A 23,433-nucleotide genomic window follows, 5' to 3' on the forward strand; every position below is an offset into this window, starting at 1 on the left:
ACAATTTTATTATGGATGCATATTCTCAAGTTATAATTGACGCTGTGGAAAAGGCAAGTCCCGCAGTTGTCAAAATAGAAAGGCTTAACGCCAGCGGTAACCAGGAAGCAGTATCCGGAACCGGCTCCGGATTCCTCTTCTCTTCCGATGGTTATCTGTTCACCAACAGTCACGTTGTAAACGGCGCCGATAGCCTGAAAGTAATGCTGCAAGACGGCCGTGTATACCCAGCGATCCTGGCCGGCCAGGACCCTGCTACCGACCTGGCGCTTTTAAAAATTGATGCCCGGGAGTTTTCTCCCGTCAAACTGGGCGACTCTGACGAACTTAAGATCGGTCAGATGGTAATTGCTATCGGCAATCCGCTGGGGTTCCAACATACCGTCACTGCAGGTGTGATCAGCGCTTTAGGCCGATCGCTGCAGGGACAGGACGGCATGATGATGGACGCCATGATACAAACAGATGCAGCGTTGAATCCCGGTAATTCCGGCGGTCCACTCATTAACAGCGACGGAGAGGTCATCGGTGTAAATACAGCTGTTATCCGAGGAGCGCAGGGCCTTTGTTTTGCGATCAGCATTAATACTGCCAAGGCCATTGCCAACCAGCTGATCCGTTACGGTAAGGTCAAAAGAGCCTATATCGGTGTTGCCATGCAACAGATCGATCTTGTACCCAGACTACGTACCATCCATCAGCTGAAAAACAAACAGGCTTTGTTTATCTCCAAAGTGGAACGCAATAGTCCTGCCGCTAAAGCAGGTATTCTCAACGGAGACATTATCTACCAGTTCAATGACCAGCCGGTGGAAACGGCCGACCAGTTCTTTAAAATGATGACGTCCGATAAAATAGGCCAGTTCCAGTACATCAACGTGATACGGAACAATGAAAAGCATGAACTGCGTATAACACCTGTAGAAAGAGGGGATTGAGCAGAATAATATCCGGCACTCTTACTATGTAAATTAATAGCATCCTCTGCCAGCGCAAATCTTTCATTCCCGCGGAAACATCTGTAAATTAGACAGCATAAGATTCCACGGCAAACCTGCCTTCAGTTGATCACGTTATACTATTTACATATGGGTAAGAAATTGCTGTTATTCACCATTAGCCTGCTGGCATTCAGCCAGTTCGCCAGGCTCTCTGCGCAGACAGCCGGTATTTTCGACGGACAAACAGATGTCGGAAAGGTGAAACACAGGGGTACTACGCAATACGATCCGAAGACACAGCAATACACCATCAGCGGTGCAGGTACAAATATGTGGTTCGGTAGTGACGAATTTCACTTTGTCTGGAAAAAGATGAAGGGCGATTTTATTCTCCGTACCAATGCCCGGTTCATCGGCAAGGGTACAGCAGCTCACCGCAAATGGGGACTGATGATACGCAGCTCACTGGATACCAGCGCACCCCATGTGAATGGCGTTGTACATGGAGACGGGTTAACCTCTCTGCAATTCAGACGTACTTCAGGAGCTAATACGGAAGAAATAAAATCTACACTGACTGCTGCCGATGTTTTGCAGCTGGAGCGGAGGGGTAATACATTTACATTATCCGTAGCAAGGAACGGACAAACATTCATCAGTGAAAAGCTCGATAACCTCGCACTGGGAGATGAAGTATATGCAGGCCTGTTCGTCTGCTCACACAATGCGGATGTGGTTGAAAAAGCAGTATTCAGCAATGTACGCATAACGGTGCCTGCACCTGACACACTGGTGCCTTACCGCCAGTACATCGGCAGCATGCTGGAAATACTGGATATCGCCACACAGAACAGCACCATTGTATACCAGGTTCCCGGTTCCATACAGGCGCCCAATTGGAACAAAGATGGCCGATCGCTCATCTATAATGCCGACGGACTACTATACCAGTTTGACCTGGAGAAGAAAACCCCTTCCCTGATCAATACCGGAGATGCGAAAAAGAACAACAATGATCACGTATTATCCTTTGATGGAAAGATGTTGGCCATCAGTAGTGGAGATGGAGAAAACGGTGCGTCCATCGGTTATGTGGTACCACGCACCGGAGGTAATCCTAAGCGCATCAACAAGGTGGGTCCTTCCTATATGCATGGATGGTCGCCGGATGGAAAGTACCTGGTATTTACAGGGCAACGCAATGGAGAGTTTGATATTTACCGTGTGCCCGCTGCTGGTGGAGAGGAAGTCAGATTGACCACTGCCCCCGGACTGGACGATGGCCCTGAATATACACCTGATGGGAAGTACATTTACTTCAACGCTGTGCGCAGCGGATTGATGCAGCTGTGGCGGATGAAAGCTGATGGTTCGGAACAGACACAGATCACTGATGATGATTTTAATAACTGGTTCCCGCATATTTCTCCGGATGGCAAATGGATCGTATTCCTTTCCTTCCTGAAAGAAGAAGTAGAACCGTCAGACCATCCGTTCTATAAACATGTTTATTTACGGTTGATGCCTGCAGCTGGTGGCCCTGCTAAAGTGATTGCCTACCTGTACGGCGGACAGGGCACGATCAATACGCCATCATGGTCGCCCGATAGTAAGCGGATCGCATTTATCAGCAACACCAATTTGCTGTTTCCCATATTTCCTTCAGGAAAATGATCTTTACACACGACTCATCTGCTTGTTGAGCTCAACGGCAGCACTAATCAAAGCAAGGTGCGTGAATGCCTGGGGAAAGTTCCCCAGGTGCTCGCCCTTTTTTCCCAGTTCCTCACTGAAAAGGCCCAGGTGATTGGCATAGCCTATCATTTTTTCGAAACTCTCCATTGCAAGATCCAGTTCCCCGCATTTGGCAAGGGCTTCTATATACCAGAATGAGCACATATTGAAAGTGCCCTCTTCCCCATCCAGTCCGTCGATCTTTTCCAGGTGGTTGCGGTAACGGTAGATCAGTACATCCAGGCGCAGGTGTTTGTCAATTGCTTTCATAGTGGAAAGCCACCTCGGTTCCAGTGGCGTGATGAAATGGGTCAATGGCATCAGCAGCGCGCTGGCATCTACTGTTTTGGCGCCTTTGTATTGCACCCATGCCTCCAGCTCTTCATTCCAGAAGTTATGGTAAATGTCGTTATAGATCTCGTCACGAACGGTCTGCCATTCTGTTTCCGGATAGGGGAATGACCGGTGTTGTGCGATCTTAATAGCCCTGTCCATGGCTACCCAGCACATTAAACGGGAATGCAGGAATTCCCGTTTTTCGTTCCTGATTTCCCATATGCCATGATCGGCCGTTTTCCAGTCGCTGATCACACATTCCACCTGTTTCCTAATCAGCGCCCAGAATTCGAAGGTAATGGGCTCGTAAGACTTATTGTAGATGTAGATCGTATCGATCAGTTCTCCGTAAATGTCCGTCTGACGCTGAGTGGCGGCAGCATTGCCAATACGCACCGGTTTAGAGCCCTTATATCCGTCCAGGTGCTTCAGTACCTGCTCACTCCCGGCTTTACTGCCGTCAATGTTGTACAGTAATTGCAGGCTGCTTTCCGTACACAGGTTGAATATCCAGTTCATAAAGGAAGTCGCTTCATCAAAAAAGCCCAGTTTCAGGAAGGCATACATAGTAAAGGCGGCATCCCTGATCCAGTTGAAGCGGTAGTCCCAGTTACGGTTGCCGGATATAGTTTCCGGAATGCCGAACGTAGGCGCCGCCACTGCCGAACCGAATTTTGTGGAGGTCAGTAACTTCAGTGTAATGGCCGACCGTTGTATCAACTCCCCATAATGTCCCTTATAAGTCGATTTGCCTACCCATTCCCGCCATTTTACGATTGTTTGATGGTAGACATCCGTATAGTATTCAACTCCCTCTAAAGGCTCCTTATTGTCTTTTTTAACTGCCTGTAATATGATATGCGCTACTTCCGATTCCCGGAGGGTAAATTCTGCATATCCGTTCTTATGCTTCAGCTGTAAGGGGATATCTGCTATCAGGCGGAGTTGTACATTCCCGTCGTTGACAGGGGTAAAAATGATCTCGTTCTTCCGCTTCCTCAGTACAGCTTCATGCCTGGCTGCGGCATAATCAAAACGGGGTACGCAATTCACCTTAAATGTGATGTTACCCCGGATGGTTTTGATCTGGCGGACGATCGTACAATCAGTGTCCTTCTTCACATCGGCAATGGGCATATAATCGGTCAGCTCAGCAATACCCTGGTCGGAGAAATAACGGGTCAGCAGGATAGCAGTACCGGGTATATACAATTGTTTGGAGGTATAATCTTTCAGTTCTGGCTCAACCGAAAAATAACCACCTTTGGTGGAATCCAGCAGAGCGGCAAAGATGGTGGGAGAATCAAACCGGGGAAAACACATGAAGTCAATCGACCCTGTCAGGGAAACCAGGGCAACAGTCTCCAGGTTACCGATAATACCATAATTTTCAATGCGTTGATATGGTCTTTCCTGATGCTTCATACTGGTATTTATCATGAACCATGCCGGACATATGGCTTACCGGGGTTGCCCCCCGGCACCTGACGGAGCCGATTGCCGCGAATGATTCGTTATGATCAAGCCAGCAACATACGATTCCCGTTACTACGGAAAGCTCCCGGGGAAATCCACCGTCGCCCAGCTCCTGTTACCTTATCTTTACAGTATGCTAGAACTGCCCATTACCGTACGTATTCCCTCAGATGAGGAAATAGATTACCGGCCGGACATCGACGAGATCCTCTTCAAGAGAAGAAAGGCAAAGATTGTGGAAGGGTATGCCCTTACCCTTAATGAGAATCCCCGTCTGCCGTACCGCTTTCAGGCGATGATCAATATTAATAACAGCCGTTTATGGACTTTATTCCAGGCCCTGGCAGCCACGCTGCCGGATAAGGTAAGCTGCGTGTATGGTATATATGAAGAGGACCAGGTCACCACACCCCTGTTACAGAAACAGTTTGTGCTGAATGAACTGGAAAAATACCGGGAAGAGCTTACGCAGGACTGCCAGCTGGAAGCCGGAATACTCTTTCAGATAAAGGACATACTCATAGAACTCAGCATCAGTGAAAGTAAATATATCCGCTACTGGGGCGCAGAGCTGGAACGGTTCCGGTTACTAATGCAATCATTTCATTTAGCACCGGTGGAGGGACTGGAATTTATCGATGAATATCCGAAGATAGTAACACCGCTCCGGGAATTGGTACGCACGGCCAAAGCGCCGGAAACAGTGCTCTATTACCTTGACCAGGCCTTTCATATTGACAGAAGAGCGCCCGATCCTTTTTTTGATTAACCTGTCTTTATCAGATAGTTGAATGTAAAGAAGCTGCATCATTTGACACGATACAGCTTCTTTATCCGGCATTGCATGTACGCAGATCACTGTTCATCCCCTCCTGGTTATTATTCAATTATGGCAATGCCGGAAAGTAATGAATGGACTGCTACAATGCAGGATTAGCAGAATAATCTGCCCACAGCTGGTCAACAGTTTTAGTGGTCAGGCTTACCCAGGTATTGGCTGTGTAAGTCCTGTTACGTAATGCAGTGTTCAGATCTGTTACGATCGTGCTGCGTACACGCAGTTCCAGCCATGCCAGGAACCGTGCGGTAACACGGTAGGCATCAGTATATGACTGGGAAGATGACCAGTTAGGCAATGACCATCCGGCAGGGCCGTTATTCACACCATACTTATAACGGACATAATCGGCAATACCCTCAGTCAGCCAACCGGGAGCACCGCCGGTATATGCCTGTACCACGTGCATGATCTCATGCGTTACAACATCTACATCCTGCGGATGATTATGGAACCATGCGGAACTGTAGGTAACGGTAGTACCCGAAGTGTAAGCCACGCCATTGTAAGCTGGCTCTATCACGAAAGTAACCGATTTGGTGGCGCCGGTATTGAACCTGTTCACCAACTGCGGATAAACACTGAAAAAGATGTCTACAAATTTCTGACGTACAGCATCATCGAAAGTAGCGTCCTTGTTGGTGATGGTCACCTTGTAACCATTACTGGTGTACACAACGGTGCCTACGGGCGTAGTAGCAGCTGCTGTCACATCTCCGGCGATGCTGACTGTTTCATTGATGGCGTCCTTGTGCTGGTCGGGAGTTACGAGTTCAGATTTGCTACAGGAAGACATTAAAAAGATACCAAGGGTACCAATAATCATGGAATAATTTAGCGAGTGTCTCATTTTGTGAGTGGGTTTACAATAGGAGGCAGATAAACAGTGATCTCTTGCAATTAAACGCAATAAGCTTCATTTTCGTACGTCTGTACCTTCCTCATATTTCCCGCTAACATTATCTGAATGACAAACAACGCTTTAAGCGTCAACCGGCTCTGGGCTTTCCTTTAGCACCTGACGGGCGTATTCCAGTCCGACGGTATAAATAGCATCGAAACGTTTAAAATCGAACATGCCAAACCGTCCCAGTTCCTGTGGCTCAATGAAGCGGCTGCACAGCAGTTGATTTTTCAATACCGGCTCGTGAATAGCCATATGCAGGGTTCTTTCTATGTTGGCCCGGATGCCGCTTGCTGGATTGTAAGGCGTAAGCGGATTGACATGCACGCCAATAATAGATTTATACTTCGCTATTAAAGGCTCCACCGGCAGGTTTCCGGAAATACCGCCATCCACATAAGGAACACCGTCAATCATCACCGGCGGGAACAACATCGGAATACTTGAAGCCGCCAGAATTGCCGGTATCAGCGGACCGCTGCTAAAGACGGTCTGCTGCCCGGTAGAAAAGTTAGTGGCAGTAACATATAAGGGAATGGGCAATGATTCAAAGGTATTATGTCGTAATGTCTGCGTCAGCACCTTCTCCAGTAGTTTCAACGACAGGAATCCGTTTTTCAGGTTCTTCCAGTCAACCGTCAGTCCCATCTTTGTATGCAGAAAGATCTCCCTGACCTCATCTGTAGTATACCCGTCACAGATAAAGGCTGCAGCTATCGAGCCGGCACTGGTAGCGGCTATCACTTCGGGAAAGATATGCTGTTCTTCAAACGCTTTTAATACACCAATATGGGCATAACCACGGGCGCCACCACCAGAAAGGACAAAAGGGCGCAGTATAGGGACTCTCAACTCCTGATTCATATGGCTAATATATATAAAGAAAGTAAAATCTACTATCTTTAGCACCGATCAAATTTAACCCGATGAAAAAATTCCCGCTGTTATTGGCAGCTGCGTTCGTCATATATGCGCTGCCGGGTTACACACAATCCGCGGCCACATCACCTGCGAATAATGCAACTCCTACCCTATTCATCACACATGCTAACCTGATAGACGTCAACAGCAATAAGACACTGGCAGATCAGACCATCGTCATTGAGCATGACCGCATACTAGCCACCGGACCTTCAAAAAAACTGAAGGTACCCGCCGGCGGCACTGTCATAGATGCCACCGGCAAGTATGTGATGCCTGGTATGACGGATGCGCATATCCATTTCTTTCAGACCGGCGGCCTGTATACCCGGCCCGATGGATTGAACCTCACGGCTGTATATCCTTATGAGAAGGACCAGCAGTGGGCTAAAGAACATCTGAATGATATGATGGCCCGCTACCTGGCATGTGGTATTACCACTGTGGTAGATGTTGGCGGACCATTCAGCAATTTTGCCATCCGCAACAAGGTAAATGCCGATCCAAAGGCTACCAATGCCTGGGTAACAGGTCCCCTGGTGTCTACCTATCTTCCACCCAACCTGGACAAAAAAGATCCTCCTATTGTGAAAGTGACCACGCCGGAAGAAGCCCGGGAACTGGTACAGAAGCAATTGCCCTATAAACCAGACTTCATCAAGATCTGGTACATTGTGGTGCCGGGCATGCCTGCCGAAAGTACCTTACATATTGTGAAGGCAACGATTGAGGAAAGTCATGCGCACGGATTAAAAGTAGCTGTTCATGCAACTGAATATGAAACCGCTAAACTGGCTGTTACCGCCGGAGCAGACATCCTGGTACATAGTGTGAATGATAAAGTGCTGGACAATGAAATGCTTCAGTTGCTGAAAAGCAAACAAACGGTGTACATTCCTACCCTCACCGTGAGACATGGTTATAAGCGGGCTTTTACACAACAGTTTGATTTCCCCGCGCATGATCTGGCCTATGGAGATCCATTTATACTAGGTACATTGACAGATTTGCAGCATATCGACAAAAGCGTTGTAGGTTTTGAATATAAGAGTTTGCGCACCCGTCATATCATCCCTGCAAGAGAAGATACTGTCATGCGTATTAACCTGCAACTGGCGCAACAGGCCGGCGTGAATGTAGTAGCAGGCACTGATGCAGGTAATATCGGCACCCTGCATGCATCCTCCTTTTTCACCGAACTAAAGACAATGCAACAGTCGGGATTGAGTAACCGGGAGATCATCCGTTCCGCAACCATCAATGCGGCAAAGGGCTTCGGAAAAGACAAGGATTATGGCAGCATCGGGAAAGGAAAGATCGCAGACCTGCTGATCCTGGAAAAAGATCCTACACAGGATTTGAACGCACTGACGGATATACAGACCGTTATACACCGTGGCATACAATTGCAGCCGAAGGAACTGTTCGTACGCACACCGGCAGTACTGGCGCAGGAACAGCTCAATGCCTATAACGCCCGTAATATTGAGGCCTTTCTGGCGCCGTACAGCGATAGTATAGCCATCTACGACCAGGCAAGCGGTAAACTACTGATGCAGGGAAAAGAACAGATGCGGCAACGGTATGCGGCCATGTTTGATAAAGCAAAGGAATTACATTGCCAGCTGGTGAACAGGATGGTGATGGGCAATACAGTAATAGATCAGGAAAGAGTAACAGGTGTGGGGGAAAAGCCTATGGAGGCTATTGCTGTTTATACAATAGAAAACGGTAAGATCGTGAAGGTTTCCTTTATCCGTTGATATTTTGGGGGCTGTTACTGAATGGTGAACAGCCCCCGTATATTTTTCTAACGAACTATGCGTATGAGATGAACAACCGGGGGATTCATCATCTTACGTGTTATTCTTGTAACGACAATGGCTATCAGTGCACCATAGATCAATAACACCGTTGGCATGCCCAGCCCGGCTATTCCTACCAGTAATCCACCGATACGTCCACCGACTATCACTTCTTCGCCAGCATCAAGGCTTACGGCAACGTCCAGGGTGTAAAGGAACAATACTGCCACAACCGCCTACCCGATCAAAGGCTTTTTAGCAGCTCTGAACCTGGTGTATGTGTCAACTGCATACGAAGCACCTGGAAGGTGATCTTTCAGAAAGTCGAATATTTCCTGCCTTGTAGCGTCGTCCTTAATTTGCAGATGCTCTTCTGAATCCTTACCGAAAAAAACCTGGATATAGTCATTTCCCTCCTGTAACCGGATATCTTTGATGTAGTCCACAGGAATACCAAAGAGGCCCGGCGCCGTAAAGTTATTCATCTGCATGTCCCTGACGATGTCTTCTATTTCATCCGGTCGGGGGTTTGCTTTGTACAGTGTTCCATTTCCGAAAGCTATCAGCTTGTCCCCTTTATTGTCGTAGTTTGTCCAGTACCTGGTCATGTTGCTATTAAAAAGGCAAGATAGAATCCATTATCTAAATTTGCAATATAACATATGTGTTAGCTGCGGACAAGGGCCATGCAGGTACTTAAATCACTCAGTACCAGTACTTCCGGATAAAAGAGGGCAGTTGGTCACCGGCTGACCATACCGCTCAAGCTACAGTAAGACCGCTGTTATAAAATAGCGGACTGACAACATGAGAAGATAGCGGTTTGAAAATATTTTTTGTATCTTTCGACGTTATACTTAATCAGCTATCCCTAACTGAACCTACATGAAAACTAAAATGCTAACACTGATAACAAGTGCTGTTATCACCTTTTTCTGTATGGGCTCCACGACCGTACTGGCACAAAAGAAAGGACTCAATCCGGGTACATTTAATATTGAGAAGAATGGCGCCGTTATTTCCTCGCATGATATCAGAGGTAATGCTACCATCGGTTCCAGTAAAATGGCCATTATGAACCTGGAATGCACCCTTCGTGAGGGGAACAGGGTACTGGCCATCAAATTTGATCTGAAGAAGATTGGTGAATTCAAGCCAGTTACTGTTTCACTGGACCAATCGGCAGGCAGTGAAGAATCTGCCAACTTTGCACAGTACCTGAACTATCCGAAAGATGAATCTGCAGAAACTGCAGATGATGCTTCCGGAAAGGATGTCTCTTCCAATTCTGAAAAAGGCAGTTTCACATTGACAGAGATCAGATTTGATGATGTGAAAGCCTATATCTCCGGCCATTTCGAGTTCACCGGTAAAAATGATATTGAATCCGGTGTTGAAAAAACCGTCTCCCTGAAAGGTACTTTCAACGGTGTACAGATCGTTTGTATGGGCCCTCATCCATAAGTCATTAAAACAGGAATTTATAAAGAAAGACCCTGTGTCAAACGCGATACAGGGTCTTTCTTTTATCCTGATAAATCGGGCAGGCTTTAAGCAATCTTTAAGAAGCTCCTTTATTTTTGAGGCATTCCCTTTCTTTATAACTCCTGCCCTGTCAGACAATAAAACAGGTTCTGTAACTGGTGTACATGCACCACTGCTTGTCCATAGGGTATCAGCTGCCCCGGTGCGGCCGCCAGGAATTGAAAGGAATACCCCTCATCCCTTACATACACACTGTCATTACGATTATACTTATACGAGTAAACATTTTCATCTTCTCCGTGTGCTTTGTCGCCTCTGACAAATCCGAGGCTTTGCAGATAGTCGGTATCCAATGACACGGGATGGACATTTGCCAGCGGCAATTTGCTTTTCGGCAGTGTTGAATTGTAGATGAAGCCATCTAAAATACCCTCCACTTCAAACACTGTTTCATTCATATACAGATCATAATACCATACCAGGTTGCCTGGACGCACATCGTTTGCTTCAATCATGATGCAATAATTCTACTGCAAGTATAACGGTATATTCGAATTATTTAACCTTTTCCCTTCGGTCAATTTAGTATATTTGAAAGGGTCAAGCCCTTATGCCTGGACATTCCACGTTAAAGTGTCAACGAATTTCAATGTCATTTTTTATGTAAACTCAAAATAACCTGTTTAACGATGAAAAACCTTTACCTGTCAGCGTTTATGCTGGCTGCAAGTGCATTACAACTGCATGCACAAACTCCCGTTCCCGTTGGCGCCGGAAGCTATGCCTCTTTTCCGCCGGCTACTGAAAACACCGTCGATAATAATAAGGACGGTCTTGGAGATCTGTATCAGTTTGTATATGACCGGCCTATCTATGTCGCAGCCGACAAGATCGGCAAGCCTATTCCCACCAACGACTGGTGGACAGACCTCGTGGTGTCGCAATACGGCGGCATAATGTGGGCCTATCCCCTGGCAGCCGATCCGGAGGATTACGGCGTTAAGATGTATTACCCGAACAGCTTTGTGGCCGATGGTTCCAACATTGCTTACGGCGGTAGTATGATGATCAAGGCAGCAGGCTACACTCCTTCCAAAGCCATCGCAAAGGACTGGTCTGACTGGGCTGTGGTGATGTCGCTGCCAGACAGCATTCATAACAAGCATATGGATGTAACAATGGCGCATGGTATCCCTTTTATGTGGCTGGAAACACAGGGTATTAATCCTGAGTTCTCGTTTGAGAAAGGCGCTTCCTACATCAGCCAAAGTGGTGCAGCCGTACAGTTTCCCACCACCAGTTCTTTCGTAATTCAGACTGATGGCCGCTATTTTGGCGTGCATCTTAACGGTACGAATACCGCGGAACTGCAGGGACAACAGTATGTAAGCATTGACCTTGGCACTGTACAGAACATCTCCAAAGTAAAACTGAACTGGGAAACTGCCTTTGCCAAAGGATATTCCATACAGGTCTCCAGCAATGGCAGTACGTGGAGCACCGTTGCTTCCGAAGTAAATGGCAATGGCGGATTAGACAGTCTGAGCTTCAATACGGCTGCCAGGTATGTAAAAATAGCCCTTGCAGAAAAAGGTACCATTTATGCGTATTCACTGTGGGAAATGGAGGTGTATAATGGCAATACACTGCTTTCGAGGAACAAGCCGGTGGAAGTATCTTCCGTGCAGGCGCCATTTGCCGGCACTAATGTCAATGATGGCAATACCGGCACCCGCTGGGCATCTGATGGTAGCCAGGCAGAAAGACTCGTATTAAACACTAATAGCGGTAACTCCTATTTCGTTATTTCCGCATTGCCCTCACCGGCCGATCTCGGCACCTATGAAAGCTATGCTTTTAACAAGCCGGTAAATACTGCGGTAACATACGATTATGATGCCGCTGCAGGCAAAGTGTATGTGAACTGGAACATCACTACCGTCAACCTGAAAGGACAGGCGGCAGGCAATACAATACAGGGCTTCCTGCCTCACCTGTATCAGAATGCAGCGAATAATATTGCCTTCACGGCGGTTAACTATGTGACGCCAAGAGGATCTATGAAAACAGCCGTTGGGAAGTCCTTCTCCTTTACCTACGACTTTAACGGTATTCTGCCTACATATAATGCCCCTTACCGGAATGCAGCAGATGCCAGTCCGTATGATGCCAACGTGATGTTTGACCTGCTCACTAAATTTTCCAAGAAACAGGGATATGGCGGAGATACCTACTGGGGTGGTAAAGACCTGGTGAACTACGCCAAGTATACCCTGATGGCCAAAGAACTGAATCACCAGGCATACCAGGCGCTGAAAACGAAAACAAGAGAAGCACTGGTGAACTGGCTTACCTACACTCCCGGTGAACAGGAGAAGTTCTTTGCCCGTTATGACCGCTGGGGCGCGATAGTGGGCTTTAATGAATCCTACGGATCTTCAGAGTTTACCGACAACCATTTCCACTATGGTTACCTGATCTATGCCTGCGCACTTTACGGCATGACCGATCCGGACTTCTTGACACAATATGGGCCTATGATCAAACTGGTGGCGAAACAATATGCGAACTGGGATAAGACGGATAATTTCCTGCCTTCCTTCAGGACCTTCGATCCCTGGATAGGGCATAGCTATGCCGGCGGTACCAGTTCTTCTACCGGCAATAACCAGGAGTCTACGTCCGAGGCCATGCAATCGTGGATAGGTTTATTCCTGGTGGGAGATATGCTGAATGACGAAGCCATCCGCGATGCGGGTGCATTCGGCTATATCAGTGAATCTTATGCCACACTGGAGTACTGGTTTGACTGGAAGAACAGGAACCTGCCACCTGCCTATCCGCATAATGTGGTAGGCATCCTCTCCAACCAGGGCTTTGCGTATGGTACTTATTTCAGCGCCAGTCCGGTACACATACACGGTATACAGTATCTACCCGTAAATCCCGGCTTCAAATACCTGGCAAGAGATACTGCCTGGGCAAAGCGGGAGTACAATGATATGCTAACAGAATCTGCAGCAATAGACGGACATACCAGTGAGACGCAGTTTGGTGATGATTGGGCACATGTAGCACTGGGTTTTAAATATCTGTCCGACCCTAAGTACGCAAGTGCCTTTATGGCCAATAACCTGTTACTGCCTGTTACAGACAGCCGGTATATCATGGATTATGAAGTAGCCGGTATGACTTATTTCTATACACATGCCAACCAGAACCTGGGCAATTTCTCGTTTAATTTCCGGACCAACTTCCCGTCCAGCAGTGTGTTTGAAAAGAACGGGGCATTTAGTTATGCGGTAGCTTACAACCCCACTGCCAGCGCTAAAACATGTAATGTATACAGCAACGCAGGTGCCGTAGTAGCGTCCTTCAGCGTACCGGCAAGAACATTGGTCACCTATCCGACATTGCCCACCAGCGGTCAGCAGCCAACAGGTTGTTATGGATTATTGCCGGCCACTGCCACGGCCTCCAGCGGCAATGCGGCAGCAGCTATTGACGGTAGCATGGGTTCCCGCTGGGAAAGTGCTTTCAGTGATCCTCAGCAGTTGACGGTTGATCTGGGTGTGGTTTCTACTGTGAATAAGATCACTATTTCATGGGAAGTGGCCAATGCAAAGGACTATACCCTTACAGGCTCTGTGGATGGCAATACATGGCTGCCTATCGCCACCAGGACGAACATGCCCTCCGGCAACAGAACGGATGTTATAGATAACCTGAACGCCAATTACCGCTATATACGGATGAATGGTACGGCCAGAAGTACACAGTGGGGCTATTCTATCTATGAATTTGAGGTATGTGGCATCGCTTCCACCGGTGCAGCCACTCTTCCCGCATCGGCAGCGACACTGGCTGCCAAAACTTCTACCACCGCTCAGCAGCCATTCCTTTATCCGAACCCTGCCAAAGACTGGTTCAGGATACAGTCTAAAGGCAGCGGCTTGTTCTCCATTACCGATCTGCAGGGAAGGATAATAAAGAACGGTAAACTGGAAGCAGGCGCCAATGCTGTTAATATCAGTGGCATACCTGATGGTGTTTACTTTGTTAAGTTCAATAACCAGGTATTCAAATTGATGATCTCTAACAGGTAAGATACTGTTTACAAAAAATGAAGGCTGTCCACCAACAACGGCGGACAGCCTTTCTTTTATGTGAATGGATAGTTACAATCAGGAACGTGCCGACATTGCCGGCGCTTCGGCAAATGGTTTAAGATCAGCTTTCAGCCCCTCAATGATGTCAACAAATTTGTCGGCCACCAGCTTGAACCCTGCATTGGTTGGATGTATCTCATCGTACCAGCTTCCACGCTCTACAATCTCCCTGACATTGATGTAGTAAACTACTCCGGGGAATGCAGCGGCCACTTTTTCCAGGCGCTTGTTAAATTCATCTACCATAAAGCGGATCAGGGATTCTCTCACCGCCTGCTGATGAATATTCTTCCGTATCATGTATTTACCCAGCCAGCTGGTTCTGCGGGGATACATATCTGTATCGACCGGTATGATATAATCATAACTGTGTACCAACATCCGCAGGTTCGGATACCTGTTGTGCAGCTCGGTGAACATATCAGTATACCATGACTCCAGGCGGTCCAGCTTATCGAAGAAGGTCTTGTTCAGGTAGCGCGCCGGTGTCATATCGTCTTCTGCCGGGGTATCGCGTAAAGAGTACTGGAACTGCTCTCCCAGTATGTCATTACCACCACCGCTCACCAGGAATATCTGTGCCTCCTCCTCTTTGATCCCTTTCAGATACTCTCTTGCCTTCATATAATTCTCCAGGGTATCTCCGGCTTCGGCAAAGCTGCGGATCGCATAGAGCTTATACAGATGGTCTATTGTATCGAGCACACGGATAGGGTACTGGAACCAGGAATCGCCTTCTGCTACGATCCTTAACCTGTTTGTTTCCCTTAAGCGCCTGTACAGTCTCCTGCGCTGGCGACTCTCAATAGCATTGGCAGCCCACAATACAACGTCGCCCCATAAGCCTTTTTCGCCTTCCGGGACCTTGATTTCCGGTTTCAGCTTCAGGCGGGTAGGTTGTCCGTTTTCATCTGTAACCAGGTCATAATACAGGCCGGCGGCATAATAAGCTGTCTCGTCGTACTCCATCAGGTCCTGCAGCGTTTTACGGCCTATATTGTTAAAGTCAGGATTGTTGAAGACGAGATATAAGGTCTGGGTAATCCAGCCTTTAAATTCTGCCGGAACATCGTCTTCCATTACAGCACCTTTAGATACAGCCGTCTTACCTCTTACCAGACCTTTCTCCCGGTCTGCCAGTACATAAGGAGCCGGCAGGTTGCCAAGGGAAAGCGCCTTCACATTGAACTCGTCCGTGCTGACGATCAGCTTCAGCGTTTCCATGCTTAATGGCCAGTTATATTCTCTTACAAAATCGTCCTGACGGATGATGATCCTGTCTTTGCCCTTTCTGGCCAGAATGAGCGCTTTGCCCGGTTCCAGCAGCCAGGGAGACTGCGGCAGGTAATCCAGGTAACTGCTGAACTGGATACCCAGGTACAAGGCAGCAACATAGATTGATTGATGGGTAGTATTGGTGAGCTTTATTTCCATAGCACCTTCCCATAATCCCTGACCGGCCTCAAAGTCAAAGGTGGCGGTACCGCTATCGGTGCTGATCTTTTTCCTGCTGCCATCCGGATAGATGCTGGCTACATCAATCTGCAGGGGCTTTTCAGGAAAGCCTTCCGGGATAGCGCTGTTCTGCAGCTGCCTGATAAAGTGCCATTGGGAGATATGTTTCAGCGTTTCTACCAGTTCAACATCCCCTTTCTCTTTGGTCAGATCCAGTGGGCGCACCACCGGCCGGTAAGGATCGTTAGCGCGGGTAATAACCGCCTCGCCTGCCCTGACATGCAGTGTATAGTCTGCGCTGTGGCCATTCTCTGCAACGCCTGACTGGAATTCAAAATGACCTCCTGCCTTATTTTCAATATCCTCCAGCAACTGGGCCATTTCAGCAGGGTTGCCATTGCTGTTATTCAGCTCCAGCAATATTTTGCCACTCAACAGACCCTCAGCAAATGTTTTATGAGCTTTCCCCTCATCGGGCGTACCATCAATGGTGATGCTACTGTAGTCAATGAATACATTATCTATCCTGGCATTCCACTTCTGGTTTGCATCGGCAGCATTTAGAATGGTCAGCTTCGTATTTTTATCCACACCGTGGATGGCGCCAATGTTCAGCTGCCAACCTTTTTTACCATAAGTAGCTTCAGCAATAGTGATATTGTCTGTAAGGCTACGGTTGAGGAAACCAGTGTACAGCAGCCTGTCCGTATCGCCCGATACATAGATGCGCGGCGTCTGTTCGAAACTGAAACGCAGGTACTGCCTGATCCTGCTGCTCAGGTCATTATAGGAAACATTGCCGGTGCAGGCATCAAGAGCACCCAGCAATTTTTTGGTGAATACTCCTTCTCCATTGACCTCAACGGCAGACTGGTTACTTTCACAGGCAGCCATTTGTATATGGATACCCTCCGGCAGGAATTCGTCTTTCTTTTTATCTTTTATGTCTTCCTCTCTGATCTCATTGCTGAACACGAACTCACCCCATTCACGCTGCGGAAAAGCGCCGGAGTAACGTGTATTGTCATAGATCATACGTTTGATCACTTTGTCTTTACTGAAGGCTGCATTGATCAGCTGACCGCGGGTATTATCGCCGGAGTGGCAACAGTCAAAGATCACAACTATATGCGCCTCCGTCCTTTTGTACAGCTTAGCGATCATGTAACGCAGCTCCTTGTCTGTCAGCAGGAACTCAGCCGCCTTGCTGGTACCACCGTCATAACACACGATGCATTCCAGTTTGCCGTCAGTTTCATCCCACATAGGTGCGGCATCTTCCTGTGTACCATGACCAGAAAAATAGAACAGGACGGTATCTTCTTTCGTTGCCTGCCCAAGGTGTTCTTCAAATGCTTTTACTACATTCTCCCTTGTCACCTGAGCATCTGTTATCTTTTTGATGTTACAGTCAAACACCGTGCGGTTCATCAGATAGTCTTCCACCTGTTGCAGGTCGTGGAGGCAGCCGCTTAGTTTACGCACCTGGTCATATTCATTGATACCGGCCAGCAGCGCATATACTTTTCCGCTGGAAGGCATTACTTCTTTGGTGCTGCTTTCTTCATAGTCGTTGGGATTATACCCCTCATTGTCAGTTGCTTCAGGAGCGCCTTCCTCACTACTGTTTTCATCAACAAACTGTGCAGCGATGCCGGCTTCTGTCGTCAATCCGATAGATAACTCCCTGGTCGCAAAATTCAGTGAACGGGCAGTAGCCACAGGTGAAAACTCTTCCGCTGTAACACCACTGATCAGGGCATTCCAGTCAAAGGCAGGCCCGATATCCCATTTACCCGAAGAACGGTAGTTGATATGGGATACTATGCCTTTAAAGCTCAACACATCATCGGTAGTGATGTATCTTTTATCTTCCGGCAGGAACTGGCGGGGGATATTGTATTTAGCAGTCAGATAGCGAAGCAGAATGATCGTGCTTTCGATCTGTTCCGGTGTGTACGAAGCATAATAAGATTGTTCCCGGAAAGGCTTGTCGATCTTTTGGTAGGCAGCAGTGTTACTCAATGAGCAATACTCATCAACGGCGCCGGGTTTACCATCGTGCGGAGCACGTGAATAAATGGTTTCCAGGTTGCCGTCACGGGGAATGAGATACGCATAATTCGAGAGCTCGATACCAATGGTCACCTTATCCTGCGCGTTGTTTGTACCCTGATTTCCCACACCGGCGCCCAGATGACCGGACCAGTTTCCTGAGGGGAATAACTGGTAGATAGTACCATCCCTGGCAATTACAAAAGGTACAGAAACGTGTCGTCCCTGGGTAGTCAGGCTTAGCATATCGGACCTGAGATTGCCGGCCGTAAAATGAAGCACTATCCGTTCCTTCGTATGAGTGTCGGGATAGAAATAATTACTACGGTCGGGTTTGTACAATTGTCCCTTAAGGATCAGTTGTTCATTAGGAACCTGCAGGGAAAAAGGCGTTAGGAATGGAGCTGCTTCACTCTTGAAACGAGCTTCGATCTGGGGTAAAGAATCGTATCTCATGTAGAGTTTAAATTTAAATATTGGGGTATTATAGATTCAGTTGCTGGTACTTATCTCAGGCTATTGTGCACTGCATGACGTGTGATGTTCAAAGTAAACGATTTTTCAATTAGCAGCAAAGTGCGTTGTCCGTTCCAAATATATGAATTTAAGTTCATAATCAGCCATTTATCTCCTTTTTCTATCTGATTGATGTTATAGCTGCGCCTGTATATATATTTACCCCCTTTTTATCTATAAGTCTACAGTAACATACTATTTCATTTCAATAACTAATTAATATCGAGATATAACAATTTGGTATATAATAATCATAGGGGAACGGTTAAAAATAAGCAGGATTTTAGTGATAGGGGTATTATTAATTCCTCTTTTAAAATTCTCAGTCATGAAAAAGCATCTTGTAACACTCGGTTTACTAATCGTTTCCGGTGCGTTTGTCTACTTCCAAAGTCTGCCTGCCCCATCTTTTGCTGCAACGGCTGGTGCGGATAAAGCATACACTACTTATAATGATTATTTCAGACAGGACACCATACCTCGTTCTGATACCTCCAAACATAAGATGAAGAAACATAAAATGAAAACAGACAGTACCTGGCGCAGAGACAGTGTTCCTCATTAAGAGCTAATGAAAAGAGGCTGTTACAACCACGACGGCCTCTTTTCATTTGGAAACCTGATGTATACAGCTGGTCGTTTCAGTTATTCTCCGGGACCTTTTCCAATATCCTGCACTCCTTCTTTTGCTTTATCACTTATCCCATACGTTTCGTCACATTGTTCCCATCTGCATGCTGTTGTTCCTTAGTATTGCTGTCAAATCATCGACCACTATGAGACGCATATTTTTCCTCTCAGTCCTCATTCTGAGCGGGATGTTTTCCAACGCGCAGACCAGGCTGGGGAAATTAAACATCTATTTTAACAACATTTCGCGGGAAGAGAATATGAACGGGAATATACTCCTGGCTGAGAATGGACGGCCTGTTTATTTAAGATCTTTCGGCTGTTCTGACTTTCCGTCTGCCAGTGAAAATGACATAGACGTACGTTATAACCTGGCTTCTATATCTAAGATTTTTACCTCAACAGCCATCCTGCAGTTAAAGGAAAAGGGGAAGCTCTATCTGGACGATACCTTTCAGCACTACTTCCCTCAATTCCCTTACCCGGGCATTACGATCAGACATCTGTTGACGCATACTTCCGGTCTGCCTGATCTGGAATTGTATGAGCCGCTTGTAAAACAGTTTCCGGATACGATTATTACAAATGATATCATCATTCCCACATTAATAAATGAAAACAAACCGCTGCATTTTCATCCCGGAGATAAGTACAGCTACTGCAATTTGAACTATTGCCTGCTGGCAATGCTGGTAGAAAAGGTCAGCGGTCTTGCATTCAGCGATTATCTTCAGCAGTACATTTTTCAGCCGGCAAGGATGTTGCTGACGTATTGTGTAAAGACTTCCTATCAGCAATCACACCGGAAAATAGCCACACCACATGTAAAAGCAGCATATTACGATACTGCGTATTCCCCTGTTTTCCTGGTGAAACGATACCGTTACACCAGCTACAATAACAGTGCTGCAACAGGTGCATCCAATATCATCACCAGCACCAGTGATCTGCAGCGGTTTGACCGTGCTTTCTTCGATGGCAAACTACTAGGTCAGGCCTCGATAGAAGAAGCGCTGACTCCTGTACGGCTAAATAACGGTGAAGTTTATTGGGAGCATATGGATACTATGCTGGGAGAAGGTAAAGGCAGCTATGGGCTGGGTTGGGAGATCTTTGAACAACCCGGATTCGGGAGATCAGTGGGACATGGGGGATTTATATTTGGCCTGGCCACTTTCTATTTCAGGAACATTGACAGAAAACAAACCATCATTGCGTTTGACAACGTTGCAGGACCAGCTTTCGGAAAAATTGTTACATCGGCCTTTTACATCATGAATGATCAGCCTCCCATGCCGCTGAAGATAAAGACGTCTCTTGTCAGGCTGTTTGCCACTACGATGGTACAATACGGCGTGGATAATGCTGTTAGTTGTCTTACCGCATTTAAAAGCGATACCAGTAAATACTATCTCAGCGAGCAGGAGATGAACCAACTGGGCTATGAATTACTGTATTTCTCCTCATTCCCCGATCATCTGCAATTTGCCATAGAAACGTTTAAGATGAATATGTTGCTTTTCCCTGAAAGTTACAACACTTACGATAGTTATGCGGAAGCACTGGCACAGGCAGGCAAAAAACAGGAAGCCATCCTTATGTATCAGAAGTCCATTGCGTTAAACCCGGACAACCAGGGCGGCATAAAAGCGTTGAAACAGTTACTCAGCCAGCTGTAGCGGCTTATCCGTCCTGTTATGTAAAAGAGGCTGTCGTCAAAGGCAGCCTCTTTTTTGTTCGGTACCTGATGGCGTCAGGTAAGTGATGTAAATTATCTGTTATTCAGTTCTGCTATCAATGCCAGGAGATCGCTACCTGATACAGGCTGCAGATCAAATGTTACAGGCGAGTAGTTTGTACCCGCAGCCGGAGCGTCAATTACTACGTCTTTCAGTTCGGCATAGAACTGGCCGTTGAGTGCTGTAATGGCGAGGAATGTACCTTCCTGTCCTACGGGAACAACATTCTGATAGCTCAGGAAGCCTTTGAACCCGTCAGGAGCATCAAGGATCAGGTTGGAGAATTTGATAACGGAATTGATGTTCCTGGGTTTGAAGAACAGCATGCTTGGCTGCTCAGGAGAAGAGCCTGGGGTGTCATCATTAAATACATTGAAATACCCCAGCACGGTTGTTCTTGGTCCGGTGACCGTGTTGAAGGCATCACAGTTACTCCAGGTAAGCAGGTCAGTCAGCTGGAAATCGAGTGTGCCTGTTGATGAATTGAACAGTGCATAATCGGGCGTTTGGGACCAGTTCACTCCTGGATTTTCTGAAACAGCCTGTGCTACCCTGATGGGCTGATTCCGATAATCATAGCCATCGAAAGTCACCAGCACAGAGGTATCTCCATCCCACATAGGCACACCTCCCTGTGGACGATATTCCCCCGGAGGTACGACCCGTACAGTAATGGGCGTCGCCAGTGTAAGATCGGCGCCTGCTTCCGTGGCGCGCACAAAGTATTCACCATAAGAAACGAGGTAGTCGCCATCGTTGGCGGTAGGTTTGTCAGCCAGTACAAAATCTTTTGGAGTTAGTACTTCTCTGATAGCAACAGTTACCAGGCCTGTGGGAACTGAGCCATCCTTTCTGCGGAAGGCCCCTGCAGGAATGATGTAAGTGTTGCCATGTTGGGTCTTAATAGTACTGTTTTCACGGGACTGAATAGTGAAAAACTGTGTTTTAGGGGCCTCTTTCTTAAAGAGATCGGCCAGCAACTGGGCATCCTTACTGGGGGCAAGTGCTACAGCAGTGTTCCCGTTTAATTTCAGCTTTTCTTCTGCAGATTGTTTTTTACAGGCGGTAAAAACAGCAGCGGTGGTTATTAGCAAAGCGAGTGCTTTGACTGAAAGGGATTTCATGTTTATGTATTTTGGTTAGGAATTTCCGGGTGTCTTATCTGCCGTGATATATGGGTTGGTGTGTCCTTTCTACAATAATAACTATGAAGACATGAAATGCTGCCGCACTGAATATAAAAGATATATCAAAAATAAAACGCCTGCCGGAATTGCTTAAAAGCCCGTAACAGTTGTATCCCTATCCGATTCCGCCAGGTATCTAAATATAAAGAGGCTGTATCGCCATTAATGATACAGCCCCTTCCATAAGTAGGTAGTACTATACTTTCATAATGCTTCTTTACATCGTTATATGCTCAGGTACTGTTGCATGGCCTCTTTCTTATAATCAGTAAAACTTCTACCGGAAAAATTCTTAAAGAATTTACTAAAGTGTGCAATATCGTCGAAGCCAAGGCTGTATGCGATCTCTTTCATACTTGAACCGGAATAGGTAGCCTGTCTTTTAGCCTCCAGCACGACACGCTGCCGGATATGATGACTGGCAGGAAAACCGGATACCTTTTTCACCATTTCATTCAGGTGATTAGGCGTCACCGCCAGTTCATCGGCGTAATCGGCCACTAATTTAAAGGTCATATATTTCTTTTCAACAATGGAAAAGAACCTGCTGACGAGAGCCCGGTTTCCCTGTTTAGACGGGGGTGCGGCAACGGGCCTGTACTGACGGGTAAGATAGATCATGAAAATATTCAGTAAGCCTCTCAGTATTTCAGCACGCAGCAGGAAAAAGTTATCAAACTCCTTCAGCATTTTTACCACCAGGTCTTCCATTTCTGTCCGCATATCTCCATTCAGGTGGATCACTGTCGTACCGGCCAGCTGGTGAAAGGAGTTGGGATGAAAAATAAGGGCTGCATTATCTTTTGGCATAAGCAGGAATTCCTGGCTGAAGGTGATGACATAACCTTTTATGTTCCTGTTCAGCAGAAACTGATGGACCTGTCCGGGAGTGAGGCAATATATCTGGTTAGGTCCTACTTCATGCTGTTCATCATCTACCCAATAATGACCATTTCCTTCCAATACCCATATCAGCTCAAAGCTGGTGTGCTGATGGGGTACATTATTCATAAGATGACTGTTGGCTGTACCATCGTCCAGTTTACAGATCTTAAATGGTAAATGGGTTTTCTCCACCTGCAAAGGAGATTGTTCTGAGTGACGATTCAGCGCCGTTTGCGTATTACAGTAGTGAATAGTTTTTGCCATAATGTGTGGTTAATGGTTCCGAATAATGACAATGTGATCATGCCTATGGAAAAACAAATCATATACCACTCGCTTAATCATATGATATACAGT

General features: G+C 46.8%; 17 protein-coding genes. 8 read left to right on the top strand and 9 right to left on the bottom strand.

Annotated features, from left to right (window positions below; genetic code table 11):
- The first annotated feature begins 11 nt into the window (after nucleotides 1-11).
- Both L3C95_RS16605 and L3C95_RS16610 read left to right on the top strand, forming a co-directional pair.
- Entirely contained in the window at nucleotides 12-938 is a 927-nt protein-coding gene (locus L3C95_RS16605) for a S1C family serine protease (RefSeq protein ID WP_236389199.1), read from the top strand.
- 150 nt (nucleotides 939-1,088) lie between these two features.
- Nucleotides 1,089-2,615, top strand: a complete 1,527-nt coding sequence (locus L3C95_RS16610) for a biopolymer transporter TolR (RefSeq protein ID WP_236389200.1) — start codon at nucleotides 1,089-1,091, stop codon at nucleotides 2,613-2,615.
- Between the two features lie 3 nt (nucleotides 2,616-2,618).
- On the opposite strand, the gene L3C95_RS16615 is transcribed toward L3C95_RS16610, so the two are convergent.
- On the bottom strand, nucleotides 2,619-4,436 hold the full coding sequence (locus L3C95_RS16615) for a glycoside hydrolase family 15 protein (protein WP_236389201.1): 1,818 nt from the start codon (nucleotides 4,434-4,436) through the stop codon (nucleotides 2,619-2,621).
- Nucleotides 4,437-4,527: 91 nt separating this feature from the next.
- Here L3C95_RS16615 and L3C95_RS16620 point away from each other — a divergent pair, with 91 nt between their 5' ends.
- Nucleotides 4,528-5,256 carry a hypothetical protein gene (locus L3C95_RS16620; protein ID WP_236389202.1) on the top strand — a complete coding sequence of 243 codons (729 nt, stop codon included), beginning with the start codon at nucleotides 4,528-4,530 and terminating at the stop codon, nucleotides 5,254-5,256.
- 151 nt (nucleotides 5,257-5,407) lie between these two features.
- On the opposite strand, the gene L3C95_RS16625 is transcribed toward L3C95_RS16620, so the two are convergent.
- Both L3C95_RS16625 and L3C95_RS16630 read right to left on the bottom strand, forming a co-directional pair.
- Entirely contained in the window at nucleotides 5,408-6,175 is a 768-nt protein-coding gene (locus L3C95_RS16625; RefSeq protein WP_236389204.1) for a basic secretory family protein, read from the bottom strand.
- Nucleotides 6,176-6,307: 132 nt separating this feature from the next.
- Complete coding sequence (locus tag L3C95_RS16630; RefSeq protein WP_236389205.1) at nucleotides 6,308-7,093, bottom strand: patatin-like phospholipase family protein; 786 nt, start codon at nucleotides 7,091-7,093, stop codon at nucleotides 6,308-6,310.
- A gap of 62 nt (nucleotides 7,094-7,155) precedes the next feature.
- Here L3C95_RS16630 and L3C95_RS16635 point away from each other — a divergent pair, with 62 nt between their 5' ends.
- Nucleotides 7,156-8,913, top strand: coding sequence for an amidohydrolase family protein (locus tag L3C95_RS16635; protein WP_236389206.1), 1,758 nt, complete (start codon nucleotides 7,156-7,158; stop codon nucleotides 8,911-8,913).
- A 47-nt stretch (nucleotides 8,914-8,960) separates the two neighbouring features.
- On the opposite strand, the gene L3C95_RS16640 is transcribed toward L3C95_RS16635, so the two are convergent.
- Both L3C95_RS16640 and L3C95_RS16645 read right to left on the bottom strand, forming a co-directional pair.
- Nucleotides 8,961-9,185, bottom strand: coding sequence for a hypothetical protein (locus tag L3C95_RS16640; RefSeq protein ID WP_236389207.1), 225 nt, complete (start codon nucleotides 9,183-9,185; stop codon nucleotides 8,961-8,963).
- Nucleotides 9,186-9,191: 6 nt separating this feature from the next.
- Nucleotides 9,192-9,563 carry a hypothetical protein gene (locus L3C95_RS16645; protein WP_236389208.1) on the bottom strand — a complete coding sequence of 124 codons (372 nt, stop codon included), beginning with the start codon at nucleotides 9,561-9,563 and terminating at the stop codon, nucleotides 9,192-9,194.
- A 277-nt stretch (nucleotides 9,564-9,840) separates the two neighbouring features.
- Between L3C95_RS16645 and L3C95_RS16650 the strand changes: the two genes are divergently transcribed.
- A complete protein-coding gene (locus L3C95_RS16650; RefSeq protein ID WP_236389210.1) occupies nucleotides 9,841-10,419 on the top strand; it encodes a hypothetical protein in 579 nt (192 codons plus the stop codon).
- 134 nt (nucleotides 10,420-10,553) lie between these two features.
- Here L3C95_RS16650 and L3C95_RS16655 read toward each other — a convergent pair whose 3' ends face one another.
- Entirely contained in the window at nucleotides 10,554-10,955 is a 402-nt protein-coding gene (locus tag L3C95_RS16655) for a hypothetical protein (RefSeq protein ID WP_236389212.1), read from the bottom strand.
- A 174-nt stretch (nucleotides 10,956-11,129) separates the two neighbouring features.
- Here L3C95_RS16655 and L3C95_RS16660 point away from each other — a divergent pair, with 174 nt between their 5' ends.
- The gene (locus L3C95_RS16660; RefSeq protein ID WP_236389213.1) at nucleotides 11,130-14,546 is read left to right on the top strand and encodes a glycosyl hydrolase; all 3,417 of its coding nucleotides are present in this window, start codon (nucleotides 11,130-11,132) and stop codon (nucleotides 14,544-14,546) included.
- A 78-nt stretch (nucleotides 14,547-14,624) separates the two neighbouring features.
- On the opposite strand, the gene L3C95_RS16665 is transcribed toward L3C95_RS16660, so the two are convergent.
- On the bottom strand, nucleotides 14,625-18,575 hold the full coding sequence (locus L3C95_RS16665) for a caspase family protein (protein WP_236389214.1): 3,951 nt from the start codon (nucleotides 18,573-18,575) through the stop codon (nucleotides 14,625-14,627).
- A gap of 388 nt (nucleotides 18,576-18,963) precedes the next feature.
- Here L3C95_RS16665 and L3C95_RS16670 point away from each other — a divergent pair, with 388 nt between their 5' ends.
- Entirely contained in the window at nucleotides 18,964-19,200 is a 237-nt protein-coding gene (locus L3C95_RS16670; protein ID WP_236389215.1) for a hypothetical protein, read from the top strand.
- Nucleotides 19,201-19,411: 211 nt separating this feature from the next.
- Nucleotides 19,412-20,944: a serine hydrolase domain-containing protein gene (locus L3C95_RS16675; protein ID WP_236389216.1), complete on the top strand. Its 1,533-nt coding sequence runs from the start codon at nucleotides 19,412-19,414 to the stop codon at nucleotides 20,942-20,944.
- A 92-nt stretch (nucleotides 20,945-21,036) separates the two neighbouring features.
- Here the strand turns inward: L3C95_RS16675 and L3C95_RS16680 are convergent, their stop codons facing one another.
- Complete coding sequence (locus tag L3C95_RS16680) at nucleotides 21,037-22,128, bottom strand: hypothetical protein (protein WP_236389217.1); 1,092 nt, start codon at nucleotides 22,126-22,128, stop codon at nucleotides 21,037-21,039.
- A 288-nt stretch (nucleotides 22,129-22,416) separates the two neighbouring features.
- The gene (locus tag L3C95_RS16685) at nucleotides 22,417-23,340 is read right to left on the bottom strand and encodes an AraC family transcriptional regulator (protein WP_236389218.1); all 924 of its coding nucleotides are present in this window, start codon (nucleotides 23,338-23,340) and stop codon (nucleotides 22,417-22,419) included.
- Nucleotides 23,341-23,433 lie beyond the last annotated feature (93 nt).

The organism is Chitinophaga filiformis, assembly GCF_021646545.1.
GTDB lineage: Bacteria > Bacteroidota > Bacteroidia > Chitinophagales > Chitinophagaceae > Chitinophaga > Chitinophaga filiformis_A.

Bases quoted from the DNA above. Each gene is read 5' to 3' on its own strand.
- L3C95_RS16605 (WP_236389199.1), top strand. From the start codon at position 12: ATGGATGCATATTCTCAAGTTATAATTGACGCTGTGGAAAAGGCAAGT.
- L3C95_RS16610 (WP_236389200.1), top strand. From the start codon at position 1,089: ATGGGTAAGAAATTGCTGTTATTCACCATTAGCCTGCTGGCATTCAGC.
- L3C95_RS16615 (WP_236389201.1), bottom strand. From the start codon at position 4,436: ATGAAGCATCAGGAAAGACCATATCAACGCATTGAAAATTATGGTATT.
- L3C95_RS16620 (WP_236389202.1), top strand. From the start codon at position 4,528: ATGATCAAGCCAGCAACATACGATTCCCGTTACTACGGAAAGCTCCCG.
- L3C95_RS16625 (WP_236389204.1), bottom strand. From the start codon at position 6,175: ATGAGACACTCGCTAAATTATTCCATGATTATTGGTACCCTTGGTATC.
- L3C95_RS16630 (WP_236389205.1), bottom strand. From the start codon at position 7,093: ATGAATCAGGAGTTGAGAGTCCCTATACTGCGCCCTTTTGTCCTTTCT.
- L3C95_RS16635 (WP_236389206.1), top strand. From the start codon at position 7,156: ATGAAAAAATTCCCGCTGTTATTGGCAGCTGCGTTCGTCATATATGCG.
- L3C95_RS16645 (WP_236389208.1), bottom strand. From the start codon at position 9,563: ATGACCAGGTACTGGACAAACTACGACAATAAAGGGGACAAGCTGATA.
- L3C95_RS16650 (WP_236389210.1), top strand. From the start codon at position 9,841: ATGAAAACTAAAATGCTAACACTGATAACAAGTGCTGTTATCACCTTT.
- L3C95_RS16655 (WP_236389212.1), bottom strand. From the start codon at position 10,955: ATGATTGAAGCAAACGATGTGCGTCCAGGCAACCTGGTATGGTATTAT.
- L3C95_RS16660 (WP_236389213.1), top strand. From the start codon at position 11,130: ATGAAAAACCTTTACCTGTCAGCGTTTATGCTGGCTGCAAGTGCATTA.
- L3C95_RS16665 (WP_236389214.1), bottom strand. From the start codon at position 18,575: ATGAGATACGATTCTTTACCCCAGATCGAAGCTCGTTTCAAGAGTGAA.
- L3C95_RS16670 (WP_236389215.1), top strand. From the start codon at position 18,964: ATGAAAAAGCATCTTGTAACACTCGGTTTACTAATCGTTTCCGGTGCG.
- L3C95_RS16675 (WP_236389216.1), top strand. From the start codon at position 19,412: ATGAGACGCATATTTTTCCTCTCAGTCCTCATTCTGAGCGGGATGTTT.
- L3C95_RS16680 (WP_236389217.1), bottom strand. From the start codon at position 22,128: ATGAAATCCCTTTCAGTCAAAGCACTCGCTTTGCTAATAACCACCGCT.
- L3C95_RS16685 (WP_236389218.1), bottom strand. From the start codon at position 23,340: ATGGCAAAAACTATTCACTACTGTAATACGCAAACGGCGCTGAATCGT.